This is a genomic window from Marinicella sediminis (genome assembly GCF_002000055.1).
Classification (GTDB): Bacteria; Pseudomonadota; Gammaproteobacteria; order Xanthomonadales; family Marinicellaceae; genus Marinicella; species Marinicella sediminis.
Genome location: NZ_MVBD01000001.1, coordinates 266,292 through 284,896, shown reverse-complemented (window position 1 = coordinate 284,896; position 18,605 = coordinate 266,292). Strand labels below are relative to the sequence as shown.

Sequence of the window (18,605 nt, the reverse complement as noted above, 5' to 3'; positions counted from 1 at the left end):
GGTGGTTTAACCATCAGGTGGCCTTTTTTTTGAACAGCGCCTGAATGACTTCATCCGCAGCCCGGATGCCGAATGAACTGATCACCATCGGGCTGGTGCCATATCCTGAATCGCAATCGAGCTTGAATGATTGTTGAGTGTCGGTTTCACAAAAAGGCAGGATCATTGGCTGATCGGAAAACACCGCCCTGATGTTGAATTTTTTGCCTTTGCCCAGACCATGATGTTTGCGCAGTTCATAGCGAATTTTTTTCAACAAGCGATCACCATTGGTTTTGGCCAGGTCGGCAGTCTGAATCCTCGATGGATCGGTTTTGCCACCAGCTCCCCCACAAGTCAGCACCGGGATCTTACGTTGCAGGCATTGGGCCAATAAATCCACTTTGTGTTTCACCGAATCAATGGCATCGATCAGGTAATCGAACCCCCCATCAAGCAATTCATCGGCGTTCTTGCCCAGATAAAATGTTTCGTGTGTGCTGACCTGACAATCGCCATTGATGTCTTTGATACGGGCTGCCATCGCCCCAACTTTGGGTTGCCCCACGGTGCTGTCCAGGGCATGAATCTGGCGATTGATGTTGGTCACGCATAATTCATCGGCATCGATCAGGGTGAGCTGACCCACACCACAACGGGCCAGCATTTCAGCAGCCCAACACCCAACACCACCCATACCAATAATGGCCACATGGGCCTGGGCCAATTGCTTTGCGCCATCCGTGCCAAACAGCCGTTCTATGCCACCAAACCGCTCCTTCATATGCGAAACAATGCCCTGGCGTTTGCCGCTGTCTGCTCAGCCAATGTCATGGCGTCGACGTTCAAAATGGTTGCCAGCTCTTGATTGACCCTGAGTAAATCAATCGGCAAATTGCGTTTACCGTAACGGTCATAAAATGGCTGGTCCGGCCCATCAGTTTCCAGCATGATGCGATCAAGCGGTACGGATTGAACCATGGTTTGTAGTTTGCGTGCCTGGGGATTACAGACTGCCGGCCCGAAACCCAAATAGACCCCGGCAGCGGTGATCTGTCGTGCTTGTTCTGCCGATCCATTGAAACTGTGCATGACGGCATGATAATAATCGTGTTTTTTCAGCACATTAAAAACATCATCCACAGCACCCCTGACATGTAAAATCAAAGGCAGTTTAAAGTGTTTGGCCAGCACCACCTGGGCTTCAAACACCAGCTGTTGTTTGTTGCGATCAAGGTTTTTGAGGAAATGGTCCAGGCCACATTCACCCACACCGATCACGCCGGGCTGAGACAGGGCTGTCGCCAGGGCTTCCAGATCCTCAGCACTGTGTTGGTCAATATAATAAGGATGCAGACCCAGGGTGTGGAACACCGATTCATGTTTCATTGCCAACTGTTGTACCGTGGCAAATCTTTTCCGGCTGACCGCTGGCACAATAAACTGACTGACCCCTGCCATTTGCGCCATCTTAATCAGCTCTGCCCGATCACTGGCATAGCGGTCATCATCCAGGTGAATGTGTGAATCAATCAGACGGGTCAAAAAATGGGTTCCTGAAACAGGCGAGGCATGACATCACCAAGGTGCACATAATGATCAACCAACAGAAAGGCGAACAACAACATCAGATACCAGATGGAATACTTGAATGTTTGCCAGGCCAGTAATGGCGACTGGGTACGTTTCAATTGAATCGTCATCCACAGGAATTTACCACCCAGCAACAGGGCACCGGTGAGGTAGATCAAACCACTCATTCCTGTCAAGAAAGGAAAAATGGTTACCAGAATCAGAATGACCGTATACAGCATGATGTGCAGCTGGGTGAACTCAACACCATGAGTCACGGGCAACATTGGAATATCGGCTTTGGCATAATCTTCCTTGCGGTAAATGGCCAGTGCCCAAAAATGCGGAGGTGTCCAGGCAAAAATGATACCAAACAGAATCAGTGAATCAGCGGTGACATGGCCGGTCATGGTCGACCAACCCAAAACCGGTGGAGTGGCACCTGCAGCACCACCAATAACAATGTTCTGTGGCGTGGCGCGTTTCAGGTAAAAGGTGTAAACAAATGCATAACCAATGAGCGACAGAAACGTCAGAACGGCGGTCAACACATTGACAAAGTACACCAGAACAGACATCCCGACCAAAGTTAAAATTCCTGCAAACAACAACACCTTACCGGCACTGAGTTCTCCACTAGGCAACGGCCGGTGCTGGGTTCTGAGCATGATCGCGTCGGCTTTCTGATCAGCCCAGTGATTGATTGCAGCGGCCGCTCCAGAAGACAAGCCAATACCAATCATACCCCACAGAATCAACCACCATTCGGATTCAGGGAAGTTGCGCATGGACAATAACATTCCCACCAAAGCGGTGAACAGTATGAGCAACACCACTTTGGGCTTGGTCAGTTCCAGGTATTGTTTAAATTGGCTCATGTTTGATGTCAGGGTGTTTTTCGGGTTTTATACAACAGCACCACCATGTTGACCAGCAACAAAGCAGCCACGCCATTATGCATGGTCGCCACAACCAATGGCAATGAATATGTCACATTGATGATTCCCAGGGCTATCTGTATCACCAGTAAAGTCAACAGGCTCAACCCCAGTGGCATCAATTCACGATTACGGGTGAGTTTAAAAATTAACCAGGCAAAGTAAGCTGTCACCACCAGAAAACCAAATCGATGAGTCATTTGTATGGCAATTCTGGCTGGTCCGTCCTTCACACCGAACTCATAATTAGGCCCATATTGCTTAAACAGATCAAAGCCCTGAACAAAATCCATTTCCGGTATCCACACACCATTACACTGCGGAAAGCCCACACATGCGAGCGCCGCATAATTGGCGCTGGTCCACCCACCCAATGCAATTTGCACCAGTAATAATACCAAACCAACCACCACCATCCATTGCTTGACATGCCCTGCATAGCGGTAAGGTGTCATCGCAGGTGTCCTGGAACACGCCAACCAGGTCAGCAACGACAAAGTCGTTAAGCCTCCCAGCAAATGGCTCATCACAATACTGGGATGAAGTTTAAGGGTGACCGTCCACATTCCCAGCGCAGCCTGAAAAACAATCACTGCACCAATGACCAGAGGCAAGGCATAACTGTCCAGATGACGTCGCCTGAACGCCCAGACGAACAATGCCAACACCACCAATCCCAGGATGCCAGCCAGATAACGGTGAGCCATTTCTTTCCAGGCCTTATCGATTTCAACCGCTCGTTCAGTGAACGTGGCGTTGGCCTTTTCAATTTCATGGGCCTCATTGGGCCAGGCAAGGTGACCATAACAACCCGGCCAGTCCGGACATCCCAGGCCGGCATCTGACAACCTCACATAAGCACCCAACACCACCACACACAATGTCAGTCCAACAGCAAACCAGGCCAAGTGTCTGTATTTCATATCAATCGCCTTTTCTTTTAACCAATAATGATAAATCTTTGATGATTTCACTGGAACTGTTTTGTGCAGTGAATGCCATCATCAAAAAACCTTCCGGAGCCACCACATACAAACCATCACCGTTGCCCAACGACTCAACAGACAACTGGTCCATAACGCCTTGCAATGCCTGGTTACCGGCCAAACTGACTTTTTTTACCAGCGGGAACAGGTCTTCACCGGCGCTCAGTGACTGATCAGTCATCAACATCAATTCCAGCTTTTCAGCCCGATGCCCCAAACTGAGGCGGTACCTGAGCAACTCATCCTGCAATTGTTCACAACCAGGTTCACAAGATCCGGGAACACGCCTGATCAAGGTCCAGTGATCGTTCAGTTGATCAACCCAAGGACCATTGGCATGATCAGCGATTTTAACCAATGGTGAGATGAACCGCCCATTGTTTTTGGTGCCATCCGGTTTGTATTCAATCAACCCGGAACTCAATAAGTATGCCACCACCACTGGTGCGGTAAACAACACCACTGTGAACAAGATGGTGAGCCTGTTTTTAGTCTTTGCCTGCATAATGCTTCCTGATAAATATCAACCACACCAGTAACAACACCGCTGACATGCTGAACCATTGAACCGCATAAGCCTGATGTTTGGCTGGTGTCATCACCGGCGCCTGCCATTTTCTGACGAATCCCAATGGCGCTTCCGGGGATAATTTCATGACCTGTGACAACACCTCACATGCGGCTGGTTGACACAATTGGTCTTGTAACCATTGCCGGGTCAAGTCCGGTGGCAAATAAGTCACCACCTGTTGTTGCTGTTCGGTCAGTATTTGTTCACCCAACTGGATACCTGGTCGTGGCCAATCTGCCACCAGACCCGTCAGTTGAACTTCATGATCAGTGACCTGTATCTCAGCGTCAGCAGTTGCCACCCAGCCCCGGTTAACCAATAAATGTAATTGATTGACTGTGGTAAAGGCTGTGAAGACAAAAAAGCCTACTTGCCCATCTACGATCTGGTTACTGAGTAAAAACTGTTGTGGCTGAAAGTGCCCGGTGATCATCACTTGATCAAATGCCTGTAATTGTGCCCAGTCTTTGGCACTCGTGGGAACCGCAGTTTGTCCAGCTGACATTCGCTTTGCCATCAGGCGTTTTTCCTCTGCCCGGTTCAGTTGCCAAAAGCCGGCAGACAACATCACCACAAGAATCAACAACCACAGCAGGGTGAATAACCAGGGAAATCGCTTCATCAGAATTCAGGGTCTGAGAAACGCGGGTTGCTGGGTTTCGATCCAGCCCATGTGAGCGGCCAGAATGATGAATAAAAACAACAACACACTCAGCACAACACGAACCGTCAGAAAGCGTACAGTGTTCTGACTCTTACCCTGACCTTTCACCAGATAGAACATGGCAGAACCCAGACTGAAGAGGATAAACAACAACATAAGAATGATGACAATTTTCATAACGGCAGACGTGTCAAATGAACGGGTATTTTACTGGATTTGATGTAGAAAACCCATCAAAGCGATGGGTTTTCGAAGTACAGATTGGCAGGTGTCTATCAGAGGATATACACAAAGATAAATAATCCCAGCCAGACCACGTCTACAAAGTGCCAGTACCAGGCCACAGCTTCAAAACCAAAATGACTCTCCGGTCTGAAATGACCGCGAATTACCCGGATGGTAATGATGGTGATCATGATTGCTCCCAACGTCACATGCATGCCATGGAACCCGGTCAACATGAAAAATGTTGAGCCATAAATGCCTGAAGACAATGTCAGATTCAAATCACGGTAAGCTTCAATGTATTCTTCTGCCTGATAAAACAGGAACACTGCACCCAGAATCACCGTGGCGATCAGCCAGATGATGGTTTGTGAACGGTTGTTGGCTCTTAATGCATGGTGAGCAATGGTGATGGTGACCGAACTGGCCAATAACAACAAGGTGTTGATCAAAGGCAGGTGATAAGGATCAATCAGTTCAAAGCGACCGCCCAGATCCCCTGGACCATTGGTCGGCCAGACACCTTCATAACCATTCCACAACACTTCATTGGTTGACAGGCCTGTGCCTTCTCCACCCAACCAGGGCACGGAGAAAGTTCTGGCATAAAACAAAGCACCAAAGAAGGCTCCAAAGAACATCACTTCTGAGAAAATAAACCAGATCATACCCATTCGGAATGACGTGTCCACCTGGGTATTGTAGAGGTTGTCTTCACTCTCTTTGATGACTTCACCAAACCAACCAAACATCATCAACAGGATGATGGCAAAGCCCAGATAAAGCATCCAGGGTGTACCTGGATTTTCACTGTTCAATAAATTAATGGCGCCCAATACAGTCACCGTTAGACCGACGGATCCAACAATAGGCCACTTGGCTAGGTGAGGTACGTAATATTGATCTTTACTCGCTTCTGACATTGTTCTTGCCTCTATATATTTTTAAATTTTTTCATGATTGGCATTACCCGCTTGTTGCTTTTCAGCAGTGGTCATGCGATTTTTATTAAAAAACGTGTATGACAAAGTCAACACATCGATGTCTTTGGGAATGTCTGCACTGACAATGAATGTCACAGGCATGTTTTTTTCCTCGCCTGATGCCAGCAATTGTTCAGTGAAACAAAAACATTCTGTTTTACTGAAATAAATCGAGGCCTCGTTGGGAGCCACACTCGGTACAGCTTGTCCGGTGACATCATCAGTGGAAATGTTTTTGGCAATGTATTCCGTGTGATACAACTTACCAGGCACCACTTCCATGGAAAACTGTTTGGGCCTGAAGGACCAGGGCAGGTCACTGTTGACCGTGCCATCAAACTGCACCACCACGGTGTGATCGACGGCCGTTTCCCTGACATCCTGCGCAGCCAACACACCGGTTTTGCCATTCAATCCAGTGATGTCACAAATGATGTCATACAGGGGCACCAGGGCGAAACCAAAACCCACCATCAGCACAGCAACGGTCAGGCCGATCTTCAGTACTTTCCTGTTTTCCTGTTCACGTTGCATGTTTCACCACAATGTAAACCGCCCAGGAAAAAAAGCCCACTGCAATCACCGCCAGTATCACAGCTGTTTTTCTGGCGGCTTTGCGTTGTTCCTGAATGCGTTTTTCTTCTTGATTCATTGGCTTGATTCAGATCAATGGGTTTTACCGTGGGCCATTTTATCCAGATCAACCGGACCAAAGTCTTCAAAAGTATGGTGCGGAGCTGGTGAAGGAACAGTCCATTCCAAACCTTTGGCTCCTTCCCAAACCTGACCAGTGGCTTTTTCGCCGCCTCTGACGGTCTTCCACACAATGTAGATGAAGAACACCTGAGCCAGACCAAAGGCAAACCCACCAATCGAGGACCACATATTGAATTCAGCGAACTGTGTTGAATAGTCCGGGATTCTTCGTGGCATTCCTGCCAGACCAAGGAAATGCTGAGGGAAGAACAACACATTGACCGAAATGGTTGACCACCAGAAGTGGATCTTGCCCAAACGCTCGTTGTACATGTGTCCAGACCATTTTGGTATCCAGTAATAAACACCAGCGATGATCGCAAAGACGGCACCAGTAACCAGTACATAGTGGAAATGCGCCACGATGAAATAAGTGTCATGGTACTGTAAATCAACCGGAGCCAGAGCCATCATCACGCCAGAGAAACCGCCAATGGTGAACAGAATCACGAATGCCAAAGAGAACAACATCGGTGTCTCAAAGGTCATCGAGCCTTTCCACATGGTGGCTACCCAGTTGAAGATTTTCACTCCGGTCGGTACGGCAATCATCATGGTGGCATACATGAAGTACAACTCTGCTCCCAACGGCATACCCACCGAGAACATGTGATGCGCCCATACAATAAATGACAGGAATGCAATGGCAGCGGTGGCATATACCATCGACACATAACCAAACAATGGCTTACGCGCGAAAGTAGGAATGATTTCAGAGACCACACCAAAAGCCGGTAAAATCATGATGTACACTTCAGGATGTCCGAAGAACCAGAAAATATGCTGGAACAACACCGGATCCCCACCACCAGCGGCATTGAAGAAACTGGTGTCAAAGTAACGGTCAGTCAGCAACATGGTCACTGCACCTGCCAAAACAGGCATCACCGCAATCAGCAGGAAAGCGGTAATCAGCCAGGTCCAGACAAACAATGGCATGTTCAGGTAACCTACATTTGGAGCCCGCATATTCATGATGGTAGCGATCACGTTGATCGCACCCATGATGGACGAAATACCCATCAAATGAACCGCAAATACCAGGTATGCCACGTTATGACCACCTTGTAACACCAGCGGAGGATACATGGTCCAGCCACCGGCAGGTGCCCCACCTTCCATAAACAAGGTAGAGGATAACAGGGCAAAGGCAAAAGGCAGAATCCAGAATGACCAGTTGTTCATTCTTGGCAGGGCCATATCAGGCGCACCGATCATCATCGGTATCATCCAGTTGGCCAGACCCACGAAGGCCGGCATCACTGCACCGAACACCATGATCAGGGCGTGCATGGTGGTCATTTGGTTAAAGAAATCTGGTTCTACAAATTGCAGACCTGGCTGAAACAACTCCAGACGAATGATCATCGCCATGGCGCCACCCAGGATAAACATGGCAAAAGCAAAAATCAGATACAAAGTACCAATGTCTTTGTGGTTGGTGGTCATCAACCAGCGTTTCACAAATCCTTTGGGCTTATGATCATGGTCGTGGTGATCGGCAACTCCATCATGTGTGATATCGTGACTCATAATATAACCTCTTAATTATTGTTTCATGCTTTTGACTTCAGCTGGCTGAACAATATCGCCGGCGGTGTTGCCAAAAGAGTTGCGGGTGTAAGTGATGGCAGCTGCGATGTCGGTTTCAGACAGCAGGTTACCAAACGCCTGCATGGCAGTGCCTGGTTTACCATTCAGGATCAGGTTGATCTGGTCTGCTGCCGGGCCGTTAACCAGCTCACTGCCAGCCAAAGCGGGAAATGCCGGAGGCATGCCTGCACCAGTGGCCTGGTGACACACCGCACATTGTGCGTTGTAGACTTCTTCTCCACGGGCCATCAGGTTTTCTTTGTTCCATTCAGTTTCAACCAATACGGCTTCTTCCGCCTGCTCACCTTTTTGCTCAGCAACCCAGGTGGCGTAATCTTCTTTACTCAACACCTCGACCACGATGGGCATGAATCCATGGTCTTTACCACACAATTCAGCACATTGGCCACGGTAAGTTCCCGGTGTTTTGATGTTGGTCCAGGCTTCGTTCACATAGCCAGGAATGGCATCACGCTTCCAGCCAAAATCCGGAACCCACCAGGCATGAATCACATCGTCTGCAGTCAACAGAAAACGGATGTTGGTATTCGCTGGTAACACCAATGGTTTATCAACGTCCAGCAGATAGTTTTCAACGGTTGAAGGATCAATGCCTGAACCTTTTTGCCTGGCCAGATTACTTTCTTTGGCCAGGGTACTCAAAAACCCGAAGCCTTCATCCAGGTAATCATAACGCCACTTCCACTGATAGCCGGTGACTTTGATCGTCATGTCCATTTTCATGGGCTTGCCGTCATCAGTTGTGGGGTTTTCCATCTTGATCAGGGCCTTGGTGGCCGGAATGGCAATCACCACCAGAATCAGGATGGGAATGATGGTCCACACCACCTCTGCTTTGAGGCTGTGTGAAAACTGTTCAGCTTTGACACCTTTGGATTTCCGGTGGGCAAAAATGGACACGATCATCGCGCCAAACACGATCACCCCAATGACGATACAGATCCACAAAGTGAATGTATGCATCCCATAAGCAGCCTCACTGTATTCAGTAACACCCTTCCTTAAATTCAATCCATATTCTGCCGAAGCCATGGTTGCTGCCAGCAACCCGGAGATCAGCATCATGAATTTCATTTGCGCTTTTTTCATAAATTAATACCCTAATGAATTTTTGAAAACTTACGACCTGTCAACGAACGTGTGGCGATGATTTGAGTTGTCAGGGATATGCCACACACACATCGCCCAACAAAAACTTGTCAATTCAATGACATCGACCAATCATAAACACAACTCTTGTGCGAAATCACACTGAACCAGGTCAGCTTCAATCACCGCGACCAAATGTCGCACAGGTCAAACGCGGCAATTCTACCACTTGTCAGGCAAAATATCCGCAATCTATATTATTTTTTTGTTAAAAAACAGCCGAAAGTCTACCACCATCCTGCCAGCCGAAGGTCGATGCCGGTTTAGCCAACAACACCCCATTTGAAGCTGGCCGAATCGGTAAAAAGAAAGCTGTTCAGCAGATGACCCGGAACCACAGGCCCCATGTGCATACCACAGACAATTCCCCCAGCCCTGTCATCGTCAGGACCAGAGGCCGGAATCATGCCTTAGTGTGAACAATACTTGGCTAAACCCAACCGGTTTCATTATAATCCGGCTGTTATTTGAAATTTCACCGGAAACCACCATGTCTCAAAGCGCGCTGCCTTTTTCAGAACACTATCTGATGGACGAAGAAGTCTGGGTCAATCATTTGCTTGATTATGCCAACCCAGGTGCCAATAAACGTCAACAAATCAAAAAACTGGCCACCGATCTGGTACAAAATGTACGCCATAAGATTGATGACATGGACGGCATTGATGCCTTCATGAAAGAGTACGATCTGTCTTCAAAGGAAGGCATACTTTTGATGTGTCTGGCCGAAGCCCTGTTGCGTATTCCTGACAAAGACACTGCTGACAAATTGATCAAAGACAAGATTCTGGAAGCTGACTGGAAATCCCACCTGGGTAAATCAGAATCATTGTTTGTCAATGCATCCACCTGGGGCCTGATGTTAACCGGCAAAATCATTGACATTGATGAAAGCAAGGGCGGCATGAAACGGGCCCTGGATAAATTCATCAACAAAACCGGTGAACCGGTGATCAGAAAAGGCATACACAGGGCCATGCAGATGATGGGCAAACAGTTTGTCATGGGCCGCAACATCAATGAGGCGATCAAACGATCACGAAAAAAAGGCTTCCGGGATTACCGTTACTCTTATGACATGCTTGGCGAAGCAGCACTCACTCAGGCGGATGCCGATCGCTATTATGAGGCGTATCTGTCATCAATCAACAGCATTGCAGAGGCCAACAAAAAACGACACATCAATGATGCCTCAAGCATTTCCATCAAATTGTCGGCCCTGCACCCCCGTTACGAAGTGGCCCAGGCTGATCGCGTACTGGCTGAATTGGCGCCCAAAGTGCTGGCCATAGCCAACCAGGCCAAAGCCGTTAATGTCGCCGTCACCATTGATGCCGAAGAAGCCGATCGTCTTGAATTATCACTGAAGATTTTCGCCAGGGTGTATGAACAACTGACCGATTACCAGGGCTTTGGTTTGGTGGTTCAGGCTTACCAGAAACGAGCCCTCAAAGTATTGGAGTGGCTGGCCGACCTGTATGATCAGCACCAAAGACTGATTCCCATCAGACTGGTCAAAGGGGCTTACTGGGACACAGAAGTCAAACGTGCTCAGGAACAAGGCCTGAGCCATTATCCGGTGTTTACCCGCAAGGTCAATACCGATGTTTCCTACCTGGCCTGCTCCCGCTTCCTGCTGGATAACCGCAAACGCTTCTATCCGCAGTTCGCCACCCACAACGCCAACACCGTGGCTGCGGTCAAAATCATGGCCGGTGAAACCGGTGGCTATGAGTTTCAGCGTTTACACGGCATGGGCCAAACACTGCATGCTCAAACCATCAGTGATCAAGGGCTCAAACGCCCATGTCGCATCTATGCACCGGTGGGTTCGCACGAGGACCTGCTGCCATACCTGGTCAGAAGACTGCTGGAAAACGGCGCCAACACTTCATTTGTCAATCGCCTGACTGACCTGACACTGGACCTGGATGACATCACCCAGGACCCCATTGAAAAAGTGCGCAAACACAAAACCCACATGCACCCCATGTTGCCATTACCGCGTGATATTTTTGGCGCCAACAGGCTGAACTCCAACGGTGTCAATCTGGGTGACATTCATACGGTTAATCAGTTGACCACCAACATCGCAGCGCAAGAACAAGCCACCTACCATGCCACCAGTTTGATTCCTGGCGCCGGAACACCCGGTGAATTACAGCAAGTGTTCTCACCAGCGGATTTAACGCGGTGTATTGGTAGCTACAACCTGACCCGCAGTGAAGACACAGACCTGGCCATTGAGAATGCCCACCAGGCCTTTGCCGGCTGGCGCGACACACGGGTCGATCTGCGGGCCGACTGCTTGTTGAAATTGGCAGATTTGCTCGAACAACACCGCGACAACCTGATTTACCTACTTCAAAACGAAGCCGGCAAAACCCTGGCTGATTGCATCGCAGAATTGCGCGAAGCCGTTGACTTCTGCCGGTACTATGCTGACCAGGCACGGGGTTTGTGCGGGCATGGCGAAAAAATGCCCGGTCCCACCGGTGAGAGCAATTATCTGTACCACCAGGGCAAAGGGGTATTTGTATGCATCAGTCCATGGAATTTTCCCCTGGCCATCTATACCGGGCAAATAGTGGCGGCACTGGTGACTGGTAACTGTGTGATCGCGAAGCCTGCTGAACAAACCAGCCTGATTGGCCACTACACAGCACAACTGATCCATCAGGCCGGCATTCCTGAAGCGGTGTTTCAGCTGGTTCTGGGGCCTGGTAGCCAGACAGGAAATCAATTGTGTCAAAGCCAACGCATCACAGGAGTGGTTTTCACCGGCTCCACACAAACCGCACAAATCATCAACCTCAACCTGGCCAATCGAAAGAACGCTGCGATTGCCACACTGATTGCCGAAACCGGCGGCCAGAACTGTTTGATTGCTGATTCGTCCTGCCTGCCCGAACAATTGGTCAAGGACGTCATCAATTCAGCATTTCTCAGTGCTGGTCAACGCTGTTCGGCGCTGCGGGTGTTGTTCATACAACAGGATGTCGCTGACAAAGTCATCGACATGCTCAAAGGAGCCATGGATGAATTGAACATCGGCGATCCCCGCCTGTTCAGCACCGACCTGGGACCTGTGATTGATGCCAAAGCTCTGAATATTCTGCAACGCCACGATCAACGCATGTCGGCTGAAGCTCAAGCCATCAAAACCCTTGCCGAACCTGACATGAATGGCCACTTTTTTGCACCACGTGCCTATGAAATCAAAGGTTTAGAAATCCTTGAACAAGAAATATTCGGGCCTTTTTTGCATGTGGTTCGTTTCCGCGCCAATGAACTGGATCAAGTGATCGATGCCATCAATGACACCGGTTACGGTTTGACCACCGGGATTCATTCCCGAATTGATGACACCATCGAATATGTGATTTCCAGAATTCAGGCTGGCAACTGTTACATCAACCGCAACATGATTGGTGCGGTGGTCGGAGTGCAACCCTTCGGCGGCATGGGCTTATCAGGCACCGGTCCCAAAGCCGGTGGACCAGGCTACCTGCGCCAGTTCATGACTGAGAAAACCATCACCAACAACATTTCCGCTGTGGGCGGCAATGCCGATTTGCTGGAGCTGTCCGACGATGCCGATTGATGATTGAATAAAATTGTCAGTATCACAGCCCCTCAGTTGTTAGGAATGTATCGGTATTGATCCGATGAAGCTGATTTCAACAACTGAGGGGACCCATGAAAAAAACCACATTTCTGATAGCAACACTGCTGTGCAGCGTCGCTGCCAATGCAGCAGTGATCACCGTTAATCGTGCTGACGATCTGGTCACTGGTGGCGATGGCGGCTGCGATTTACGTGAAGCGGTGAATTCCGCCAATCTGAACTTCGCCCTGGAAGATTGCGCAGCTGGTGACGACGACACCTTGGACATCATACTGATTGATGTCGATGCAGCCATACAATTACAAAGTGAAATTGATGTCATCGGCTCAGTTTTAATTGGCCGGTTTGGCGCCGGTCCCAATATTGAAATTCTGGCAGCCCCTGGCAGCCGACACTTTCATGTGAACCTGACGGATCCCGGTGACCGGCAGTTTGCACTCGTTTCGATGCACCTGAAAAACGGCCAGGTCGCTGGTGATGGCGGCTCTGTTTGGATCGAATCGGCTGAACAGGTTGAAATTGCCGATAATGTTTTTGAAAACAATCAGGCCGAAGACGGTGCAGCCATATATGCCGAAGGCTCGGTGGTAAATGACCTGAAAATTATGCGCAATCAATTCATCAGCAATCATGCCATAGAGACGAGCGCCAACAGTGCAGGTGGTGCACTTTTTGGCCACAACATCACCAACGGCGATTTGCTCATCCAACAAAATTTATTTCTGAACAACTCAGCAGACCTGGGCGGAGCGGTCTATTTATCCGAAGGCGGCGACACCATCACAATCAGCCAAAATCGTTTTTATAACAATCAGGCAGCCAGCTCCGGCGGTGCCATGTACCTCACCGAACTGGCCACAGGTCAAACCTATGATGTCACCCGCAATGTGTTCATGCACAATGCATCAGCTCAGTATGGCGGTGCCTTGTATGGTCGTGGTGGTGGCCAACTCATAATCAATGTCACCAACAGCACCCTGGCATTCAACACTGCTGATCAGGGGGGAGCCATTACTTCCAATGGCGGCAACATTCAGGTATACAGCACCACCCTGGCGCATAATGGCGCATTGACTGCAGGCGCTCAGGCTCATCAGTTCAATGGCGGAGGAATCAGCTTCAACAAAAGCATTCTGGCATACGCCAGTCATCAATCCAACTGTTCAGGTCACATTGGCGCACACACCGACAACATCGATGATGATGGCAGTTGTGGATTTGCAGCTCAGGATGGCAATCTGGTGACAGACCCCAAACTCAGCGGGCTGATTGAATTCGAAAACATCAATCCAGATCTGCCACAGGTTTTGCCCGGTTTTTTACTCACTGCCGATTCTGCAGGTCTGGATTTCGAAGACGACGCGATCTGCTGGACACCACCGGGAATTGATCTGGATGAAGACCAACAGGGCGCAAGCCGCGATGTCGATGGTGATGGTGATGGCCAGGCATCCTGTGACCTGGGAGCCATCGAGTCAGCAACTGACCATGACCTGATTCATGCTGACTCGTTTGGCATTTAAGGCTTGCTGATGATCTGACAAGCTGTCTTCAGCTGTGCATCATCAATACCGGCACATCGGCTTTGAACAACATGTGCTCAGTCACACCACCAAAGATAACCTGGCGCAATCGTGAACGGCTGTACGCTCCCATCACCATCAAATCCGACTGTGATTGCTCATAGGCTGACAGCAGCGCCTGTATGTCCTGACTTTCCCGGCAGGCCAGATGAGTAGAATCCACCCCATTGAGCGTCAGGTAGTGCTGCAAATGACGGGCTTTCGGGCCCACCCTGTCTTGCTGGCCATTGGTGATGATGGTCACTTGTTCAGCTTGCTGCAGCATAGGCATGGCGGCAGTCACAGCACGCGCCGCTTCCGGGCTCTGGTTCCAAGCAATACAGATTTTTTTCCCAACCGAAGACTGTGGTTGCTGAGGCAATACCAGGGTAGGTTTGCCGGAATTCAATAACGCCGACAACATGAACTGACGAGCCGTTTTACCACCTGATTGACCGGGTCTGGAAACCACAATCATGTCGGTGACCGGACCGACGATGGAAAACAATTTATCAGGTGAACCAGTGCGGGCCTGCCACCAGGCAACCGGAGCTGGTGCGGCTTTTTTGCTGAAGGCATAACCAAATGACTCAGCCACCTGAGCAAACAGGTCACTGGCACTTTGTTGGTCACCGGTGGGCTCATGAACATCGTCCTGTTCTCCATTCACCAGCGAAGACACCGCCTCAGGAAGGCTTATCTCAGAGTCACTGTGTGCCCTTAAATGATATCCCATGATGGCTGCAGATAAGGGTTTCGCAAGTTTAAACGCAGTTTCCAGGGCCACCGCACATTCAGGACGGTTGACCACGGGTACACAGATGACTTTCATACTAACTCCAATAAAAAAACAAGTGGCTATTCTAGCAGATAGTTACCGGTAAAATCTTGACCGTGATCAACACCATCGCTGATTTCTGATGGATCACCTCACATCATGAGGCTGCATCAACTGACAGCCAGTCACCAGGTCCGGACTTTTGAGCATGCAATGTTTGCCCAGGGGTCAGAAAAATAAACTTAACAGCTGATCTGGCAGCAGGTTTATGCCAGACACCGCGCGGGGGTATCATACAAACAGATCCAGCCAGACATCAAAGGTTTCAGTACCTTGGGGGCATATCTGGGTCAGTTGCAATTTACCTTCCAGCACATAAAACAGTTCTTCGGTATCCGGATGCATTTCCCAAACCGGATTGACTCCAGAAATCGAACTGGCACCCACATGGGTTTGGTTAAATGAAAGCAATTGGACAAAGGCTCCAGATTCGTGCTGTTCCAATTCATCCAGCACAGCTTTGACTGTGGTCATGATCACATCTCCTTGGGTGGCTTGTGTTTTTATTTTACTCCACCTGATCAATCTGCATTGGGGGTTGCCTGATGTGCTCAATGGCTGATGTGATCTGGCTGTATAAATCACTCACCCAGGGCGGTGAACCTGCAGGCACACTCAAGGCGCGGATCACCGGATCATGGGGGGCAATCACCACCTCAACATGCATCCGGCCAACAGCATATACCAGGCTGAACAGCTCTTCTATGACCGAATCACCCATGGCCAGACACCCCACTGAAACCGCTTTCCCATGAATAAAAATATCACTGCCCGGCTGCTCCCTGCCCTCAGCCCTGGCCTGTTGCCAATCAAAGGCATTGGGGTAGTTCAGCTTCATTGATAAATGGTATGCGCTGTTGGGGTTGAAAGCGATGATCTGATAAATGCCCTCCGGCACCTGAAAATCACCTTCTCTGAGTTTGGGGCCCGGCACCCCACTGGCCGCCTGTATCCGATAACTGCGTACCAACGTAGACTGCGAACCCTGATGAGCCCAGACTTCCAGCAAATCACGGTCTTTAAATGCCAGCAAGCTCACCCGTTCCGGCGGGTAAGCCACGCCGGCAGCGGCAAAGTGAGGTTTCAGCCGTTGTTCAGCCTGTGGACCAAACTGCTCAATAACGTCACTGACCGTGCGTTGACCCAACACTTTGAGGTACTGCGGATGCCACCAGACCCTGCCACATGGGTAAAAAATGCCCGTGATCATCAATAACACCAGAATCCAGACTGTGATTTTCATCATTTTCCCATCACCATCATTGGTATTTCAGAGTATGCAAGTATCAATTAGTTGCAAAAAAATCAGTCATTCAACCATATACGGATGGCCATCCATCCAAAACGACAGAATTGAATGAGACCTTAGTCGCAGACCAGTCGATTTCAATTGCTTACCTGAATCCAGCCGGTTTAGGATGATTGTGTGTGCAATTTATCGCGTGTGTTTTATGAGTATTCAACACTCAAAACTGTCTAAAATGTTGTTCGGTCATATCGAGGAACTGTTGGCTGAAGAAGTGGGCCCTGTGGCGCCTTTCCTGTGTGAAGACACCATTAAAATATGGGTCGGCAACCTCCGTAAAGAAAACCGTAAAGCAGGTATCAAAGACATACCGTATTTTGCTGAATTGCTCAGTGAGCACATTGAGAACAAACAGGACCGGGCTAAATTCATCTCGGCTGTTCGTGAAATCGAAGTGCTGAAACTGTACTTAGATTAATCTTATATATAAATCGGAGCCTGCGGTATGAGAATAAGAACCAAAAACACCCTGTTCACTTCATTTTTTCTGGTCCTGGTGGTACTTGTCATTACCCTGTTCAGTGTCAGCAACATCAGAAAGCAAGGTGACCAGAGAATTAAAAATTTCCGCGCTGAAGAACTTGAAAAGGTCAAATCACACCTCAAAGACCTGGTGGATGTGGCCTATGAAACGATTGACCAGAACCACCGGAACCTCTCAGACCTCGAGTATCTGAGCGGATATTACCGGGAAAAACTGGATAACATTCTGAATGCGGGTGAATCCATCATCGACAAGTATCAGCGGCTACACAGTCAGGGACAGATTTCTCTGACACAAGCCAAAACCCTGGCCAGGAATGAAATCAAAGATTTACGCTTTGATGGTGGTACCGGTTACATCTGGATCAATGACACCGCCAAACCCTACCCCACCATGGTGATGCACCCCACAGTGCCTGACCTGGATGGTCAGGAACTTAAGGACCCAAGATTCAACAATGCCCAGGGGATCAATAAAAACCTGTTTGTGGCTTTTGTTGAAGTCACCGAAGGTGGCCGGGATGGTTATGTCGATTATCTGTGGCCCAAACCCACAGACAAAGGCCTGACTGAAGATGTGCCCAAACTGTCCTATGTACGCCGTTATGAAGACTGGGACTGGATTTTAGGAACCGGCATTTACATCGATGATGCTGAAGAAGACATACGTCAATTGATCAAAGACTCAGTCAAAGCCATGCGCTATGCAGATGGCACCGGTTACTTCTGGATCAACGACAACAGCAAACCCTTTCCCAGAATGGTGATGCACCCTACTGTACCTGAGCTTGATGGCGAGGTCCTTGATGACCCCAAATTCAACAACGCCCAAGGCGTGGACAAAAACCTGTTTGTTGCTTTTAATGAAGTGACTGAGGAACAAAGTGAAGGCTTTGTCGATTACCTGTGGCCCAAACCCACACCCAACGGGCTGACTGAGCGTACCGAAAAAATGTCATTTGTCAGGTTGCATGAGCCTACTGGCTGGATCATTGGTTCCGGAGCCTATATTGACAACATTGATGCCGCTGTGGCGGATAAACAGGAAGAAATCAATCAGCAAATCCAAGACCTGATGATCAACAATCTACTGGTTTCCTCAATTTTCATTGTGCTGGCCGTGATTGCATCTTTTGTATTTTCTGACCGGATGGCCAAACCCATCCGTAACCTCACCGCTGTGGCCAATGAAATCAGTCATGGCAAAAACCTGGCTCAACCAATCAATGAAATCAGTCGCAACGATGAAATTGGCGAACTGGCTAAATCCATAGACCGGCTCAAAGCCAGCGTCAAAATCATGATAGAACGAATGAAAAAATCCTGATCAACAACCGACCAGCCAGTAGCC

At 49.1% G+C, this 18,605-nt stretch carries 19 protein-coding genes; 4 read left to right on the top strand and 15 right to left on the bottom strand.

Annotated features, from left to right (window positions below; genetic code table 11):
* Positions 1–13 precede the first annotated feature (13 nt).
* The 12 genes from B0475_RS01385 to coxB form a co-directional block, all read right to left on the bottom strand.
* Entirely contained in the window at positions 14–763 is a 750-nt protein-coding gene (locus tag B0475_RS01385) for a tRNA threonylcarbamoyladenosine dehydratase (RefSeq protein WP_077409619.1), read from the bottom strand.
* Positions 760–1,524, bottom strand: a complete 765-nt coding sequence (locus B0475_RS01380) for a TatD family hydrolase (RefSeq protein WP_077409618.1) — start codon at positions 1,522–1,524, stop codon at positions 760–762. Before B0475_RS01380 ends, B0475_RS01385 begins: the two co-directional genes overlap by 4 nt.
* On the bottom strand, positions 1,521–2,429 hold the full coding sequence (gene cyoE, locus B0475_RS01375; RefSeq protein WP_077409617.1) for a heme o synthase: 909 nt from the start codon (positions 2,427–2,429) through the stop codon (positions 1,521–1,523). The genes B0475_RS01380 and cyoE overlap by 4 nt, the downstream gene beginning before the upstream one ends.
* Positions 2,430–2,437: 8 nt before the next feature.
* Positions 2,438–3,412, bottom strand: a complete 975-nt coding sequence (locus tag B0475_RS01370; RefSeq protein ID WP_077409616.1) for a COX15/CtaA family protein — start codon at positions 3,410–3,412, stop codon at positions 2,438–2,440.
* 1 nt (position 3,413) lies between these two features.
* On the bottom strand, positions 3,414–3,980 hold the full coding sequence (locus B0475_RS01365) for a hypothetical protein (protein WP_077409615.1): 567 nt from the start codon (positions 3,978–3,980) through the stop codon (positions 3,414–3,416).
* Entirely contained in the window at positions 3,964–4,668 is a 705-nt protein-coding gene (locus B0475_RS01360; protein WP_077409614.1) for an SURF1 family protein, read from the bottom strand. The genes B0475_RS01365 and B0475_RS01360 overlap by 17 nt, the downstream gene beginning before the upstream one ends.
* A 6-nt stretch (positions 4,669–4,674) precedes the next feature.
* Positions 4,675–4,887: a twin transmembrane helix small protein gene (locus B0475_RS01355; protein WP_077409613.1), complete on the bottom strand. Its 213-nt coding sequence runs from the start codon at positions 4,885–4,887 to the stop codon at positions 4,675–4,677.
* A 98-nt stretch (positions 4,888–4,985) separates the two neighbouring features.
* Positions 4,986–5,858 carry a cytochrome c oxidase subunit 3 gene (locus tag B0475_RS01350; RefSeq protein WP_077409612.1) on the bottom strand — a complete coding sequence of 291 codons (873 nt, stop codon included), beginning with the start codon at positions 5,856–5,858 and terminating at the stop codon, positions 4,986–4,988.
* 21 nt (positions 5,859–5,879) lie between these two features.
* Complete coding sequence (locus B0475_RS01345; protein WP_077409611.1) at positions 5,880–6,452, bottom strand: cytochrome c oxidase assembly protein; 573 nt, start codon at positions 6,450–6,452, stop codon at positions 5,880–5,882.
* The gene (locus B0475_RS17950; protein WP_269799113.1) at positions 6,442–6,570 is read right to left on the bottom strand and encodes a hypothetical protein; all 129 of its coding nucleotides are present in this window, start codon (positions 6,568–6,570) and stop codon (positions 6,442–6,444) included. The genes B0475_RS01345 and B0475_RS17950 overlap by 11 nt, the downstream gene beginning before the upstream one ends.
* A 14-nt stretch (positions 6,571–6,584) precedes the next feature.
* Positions 6,585–8,207 (bottom strand): cytochrome c oxidase subunit I, encoded by a 1,623-nt coding sequence (gene ctaD, locus B0475_RS01340; protein WP_077409610.1) that lies wholly within the window; start codon positions 8,205–8,207, stop codon positions 6,585–6,587.
* Positions 8,208–8,222: 15 nt separating this feature from the next.
* Entirely contained in the window at positions 8,223–9,377 is a 1,155-nt protein-coding gene (gene coxB, locus B0475_RS17945; protein ID WP_077409609.1) for a cytochrome c oxidase subunit II, read from the bottom strand.
* A gap of 550 nt (positions 9,378–9,927) precedes the next feature.
* Here coxB and putA point away from each other — a divergent pair.
* Together putA and B0475_RS01325 are read left to right on the top strand one after the other, a co-directional pair.
* Positions 9,928–13,041, top strand: coding sequence for a bifunctional proline dehydrogenase/L-glutamate gamma-semialdehyde dehydrogenase PutA (putA, locus tag B0475_RS01330; protein WP_077409861.1), 3,114 nt, complete (start codon positions 9,928–9,930; stop codon positions 13,039–13,041).
* Positions 13,042–13,136: 95 nt separating this feature from the next.
* Positions 13,137–14,588: a hypothetical protein gene (locus tag B0475_RS01325; protein ID WP_077409608.1), complete on the top strand. Its 1,452-nt coding sequence runs from the start codon at positions 13,137–13,139 to the stop codon at positions 14,586–14,588.
* A gap of 28 nt (positions 14,589–14,616) precedes the next feature.
* Here B0475_RS01325 and B0475_RS01320 read toward each other — a convergent pair whose 3' ends face one another.
* From B0475_RS01320 to B0475_RS01310, 3 genes are all read right to left on the bottom strand, one after another.
* A complete protein-coding gene (locus tag B0475_RS01320) occupies positions 14,617–15,459 on the bottom strand; it encodes a universal stress protein (protein ID WP_077409607.1) in 843 nt (280 codons plus the stop codon).
* A 237-nt stretch (positions 15,460–15,696) separates the two neighbouring features.
* Entirely contained in the window at positions 15,697–15,939 is a 243-nt protein-coding gene (locus B0475_RS01315; protein WP_157892599.1) for a cupin domain-containing protein, read from the bottom strand.
* 34 nt (positions 15,940–15,973) lie between these two features.
* On the bottom strand, positions 15,974–16,711 hold the full coding sequence (locus tag B0475_RS01310; RefSeq protein ID WP_232781821.1) for a L,D-transpeptidase family protein: 738 nt from the start codon (positions 16,709–16,711) through the stop codon (positions 15,974–15,976).
* Between the two features lie 205 nt (positions 16,712–16,916).
* On the opposite strand from B0475_RS01310, the gene B0475_RS01305 reads away from it, so the two are divergent.
* Together B0475_RS01305 and B0475_RS01300 are read left to right on the top strand one after the other, a co-directional pair.
* Complete coding sequence (locus B0475_RS01305; protein ID WP_077409604.1) at positions 16,917–17,189, top strand: hypothetical protein; 273 nt, start codon at positions 16,917–16,919, stop codon at positions 17,187–17,189.
* Between the two features lie 27 nt (positions 17,190–17,216).
* Complete coding sequence (locus B0475_RS01300; protein WP_077409603.1) at positions 17,217–18,581, top strand: cache domain-containing protein; 1,365 nt, start codon at positions 17,217–17,219, stop codon at positions 18,579–18,581.
* Positions 18,582–18,605: the final 24 nt, after the last annotated feature.

What these genes read in the sequence shown, in the direction of transcription:
- B0475_RS01360 (WP_077409614.1), bottom strand. Translation starts at nt 4,668, where the DNA reads ATGAAGCGATTTCCCTGGTTATTCACCCTGCTGTGGTTGTTGATTCTT.
- putA (WP_077409861.1), top strand. Translation starts at nt 9,928, where the DNA reads ATGTCTCAAAGCGCGCTGCCTTTTTCAGAACACTATCTGATGGACGAA.
- B0475_RS01310 (WP_232781821.1), bottom strand. Translation starts at nt 16,711, where the DNA reads ATGATGAAAATCACAGTCTGGATTCTGGTGTTATTGATGATCACGGGC.
- B0475_RS01350 (WP_077409612.1), bottom strand. Translation starts at nt 5,858, where the DNA reads ATGTCAGAAGCGAGTAAAGATCAATATTACGTACCTCACCTAGCCAAG.
- B0475_RS01385 (WP_077409619.1), bottom strand. Translation starts at nt 763, where the DNA reads ATGAAGGAGCGGTTTGGTGGCATAGAACGGCTGTTTGGCACGGATGGC.
- B0475_RS01325 (WP_077409608.1), top strand. Translation starts at nt 13,137, where the DNA reads ATGAAAAAAACCACATTTCTGATAGCAACACTGCTGTGCAGCGTCGCT.
- B0475_RS01320 (WP_077409607.1), bottom strand. Translation starts at nt 15,459, where the DNA reads ATGAAAGTCATCTGTGTACCCGTGGTCAACCGTCCTGAATGTGCGGTG.
- B0475_RS01300 (WP_077409603.1), top strand. Translation starts at nt 17,217, where the DNA reads ATGAGAATAAGAACCAAAAACACCCTGTTCACTTCATTTTTTCTGGTC.
- coxB (WP_077409609.1), bottom strand. Translation starts at nt 9,377, where the DNA reads ATGAAAAAAGCGCAAATGAAATTCATGATGCTGATCTCCGGGTTGCTG.
- B0475_RS01355 (WP_077409613.1), bottom strand. Translation starts at nt 4,887, where the DNA reads ATGAAAATTGTCATCATTCTTATGTTGTTGTTTATCCTCTTCAGTCTG.
- B0475_RS01370 (WP_077409616.1), bottom strand. Translation starts at nt 3,412, where the DNA reads ATGAAATACAGACACTTGGCCTGGTTTGCTGTTGGACTGACATTGTGT.
- B0475_RS01345 (WP_077409611.1), bottom strand. Translation starts at nt 6,452, where the DNA reads ATGCAACGTGAACAGGAAAACAGGAAAGTACTGAAGATCGGCCTGACC.
- B0475_RS01315 (WP_157892599.1), bottom strand. Translation starts at nt 15,939, where the DNA reads ATGACCACAGTCAAAGCTGTGCTGGATGAATTGGAACAGCACGAATCT.
- B0475_RS01305 (WP_077409604.1), top strand. Translation starts at nt 16,917, where the DNA reads ATGAGTATTCAACACTCAAAACTGTCTAAAATGTTGTTCGGTCATATC.
- cyoE (WP_077409617.1), bottom strand. Translation starts at nt 2,429, where the DNA reads ATGAGCCAATTTAAACAATACCTGGAACTGACCAAGCCCAAAGTGGTG.
- B0475_RS17950 (WP_269799113.1), bottom strand. Translation starts at nt 6,570, where the DNA reads ATGAATCAAGAAGAAAAACGCATTCAGGAACAACGCAAAGCCGCCAGA.
- B0475_RS01365 (WP_077409615.1), bottom strand. Translation starts at nt 3,980, where the DNA reads ATGCAGGCAAAGACTAAAAACAGGCTCACCATCTTGTTCACAGTGGTG.
- ctaD (WP_077409610.1), bottom strand. Translation starts at nt 8,207, where the DNA reads ATGAGTCACGATATCACACATGATGGAGTTGCCGATCACCACGACCAT.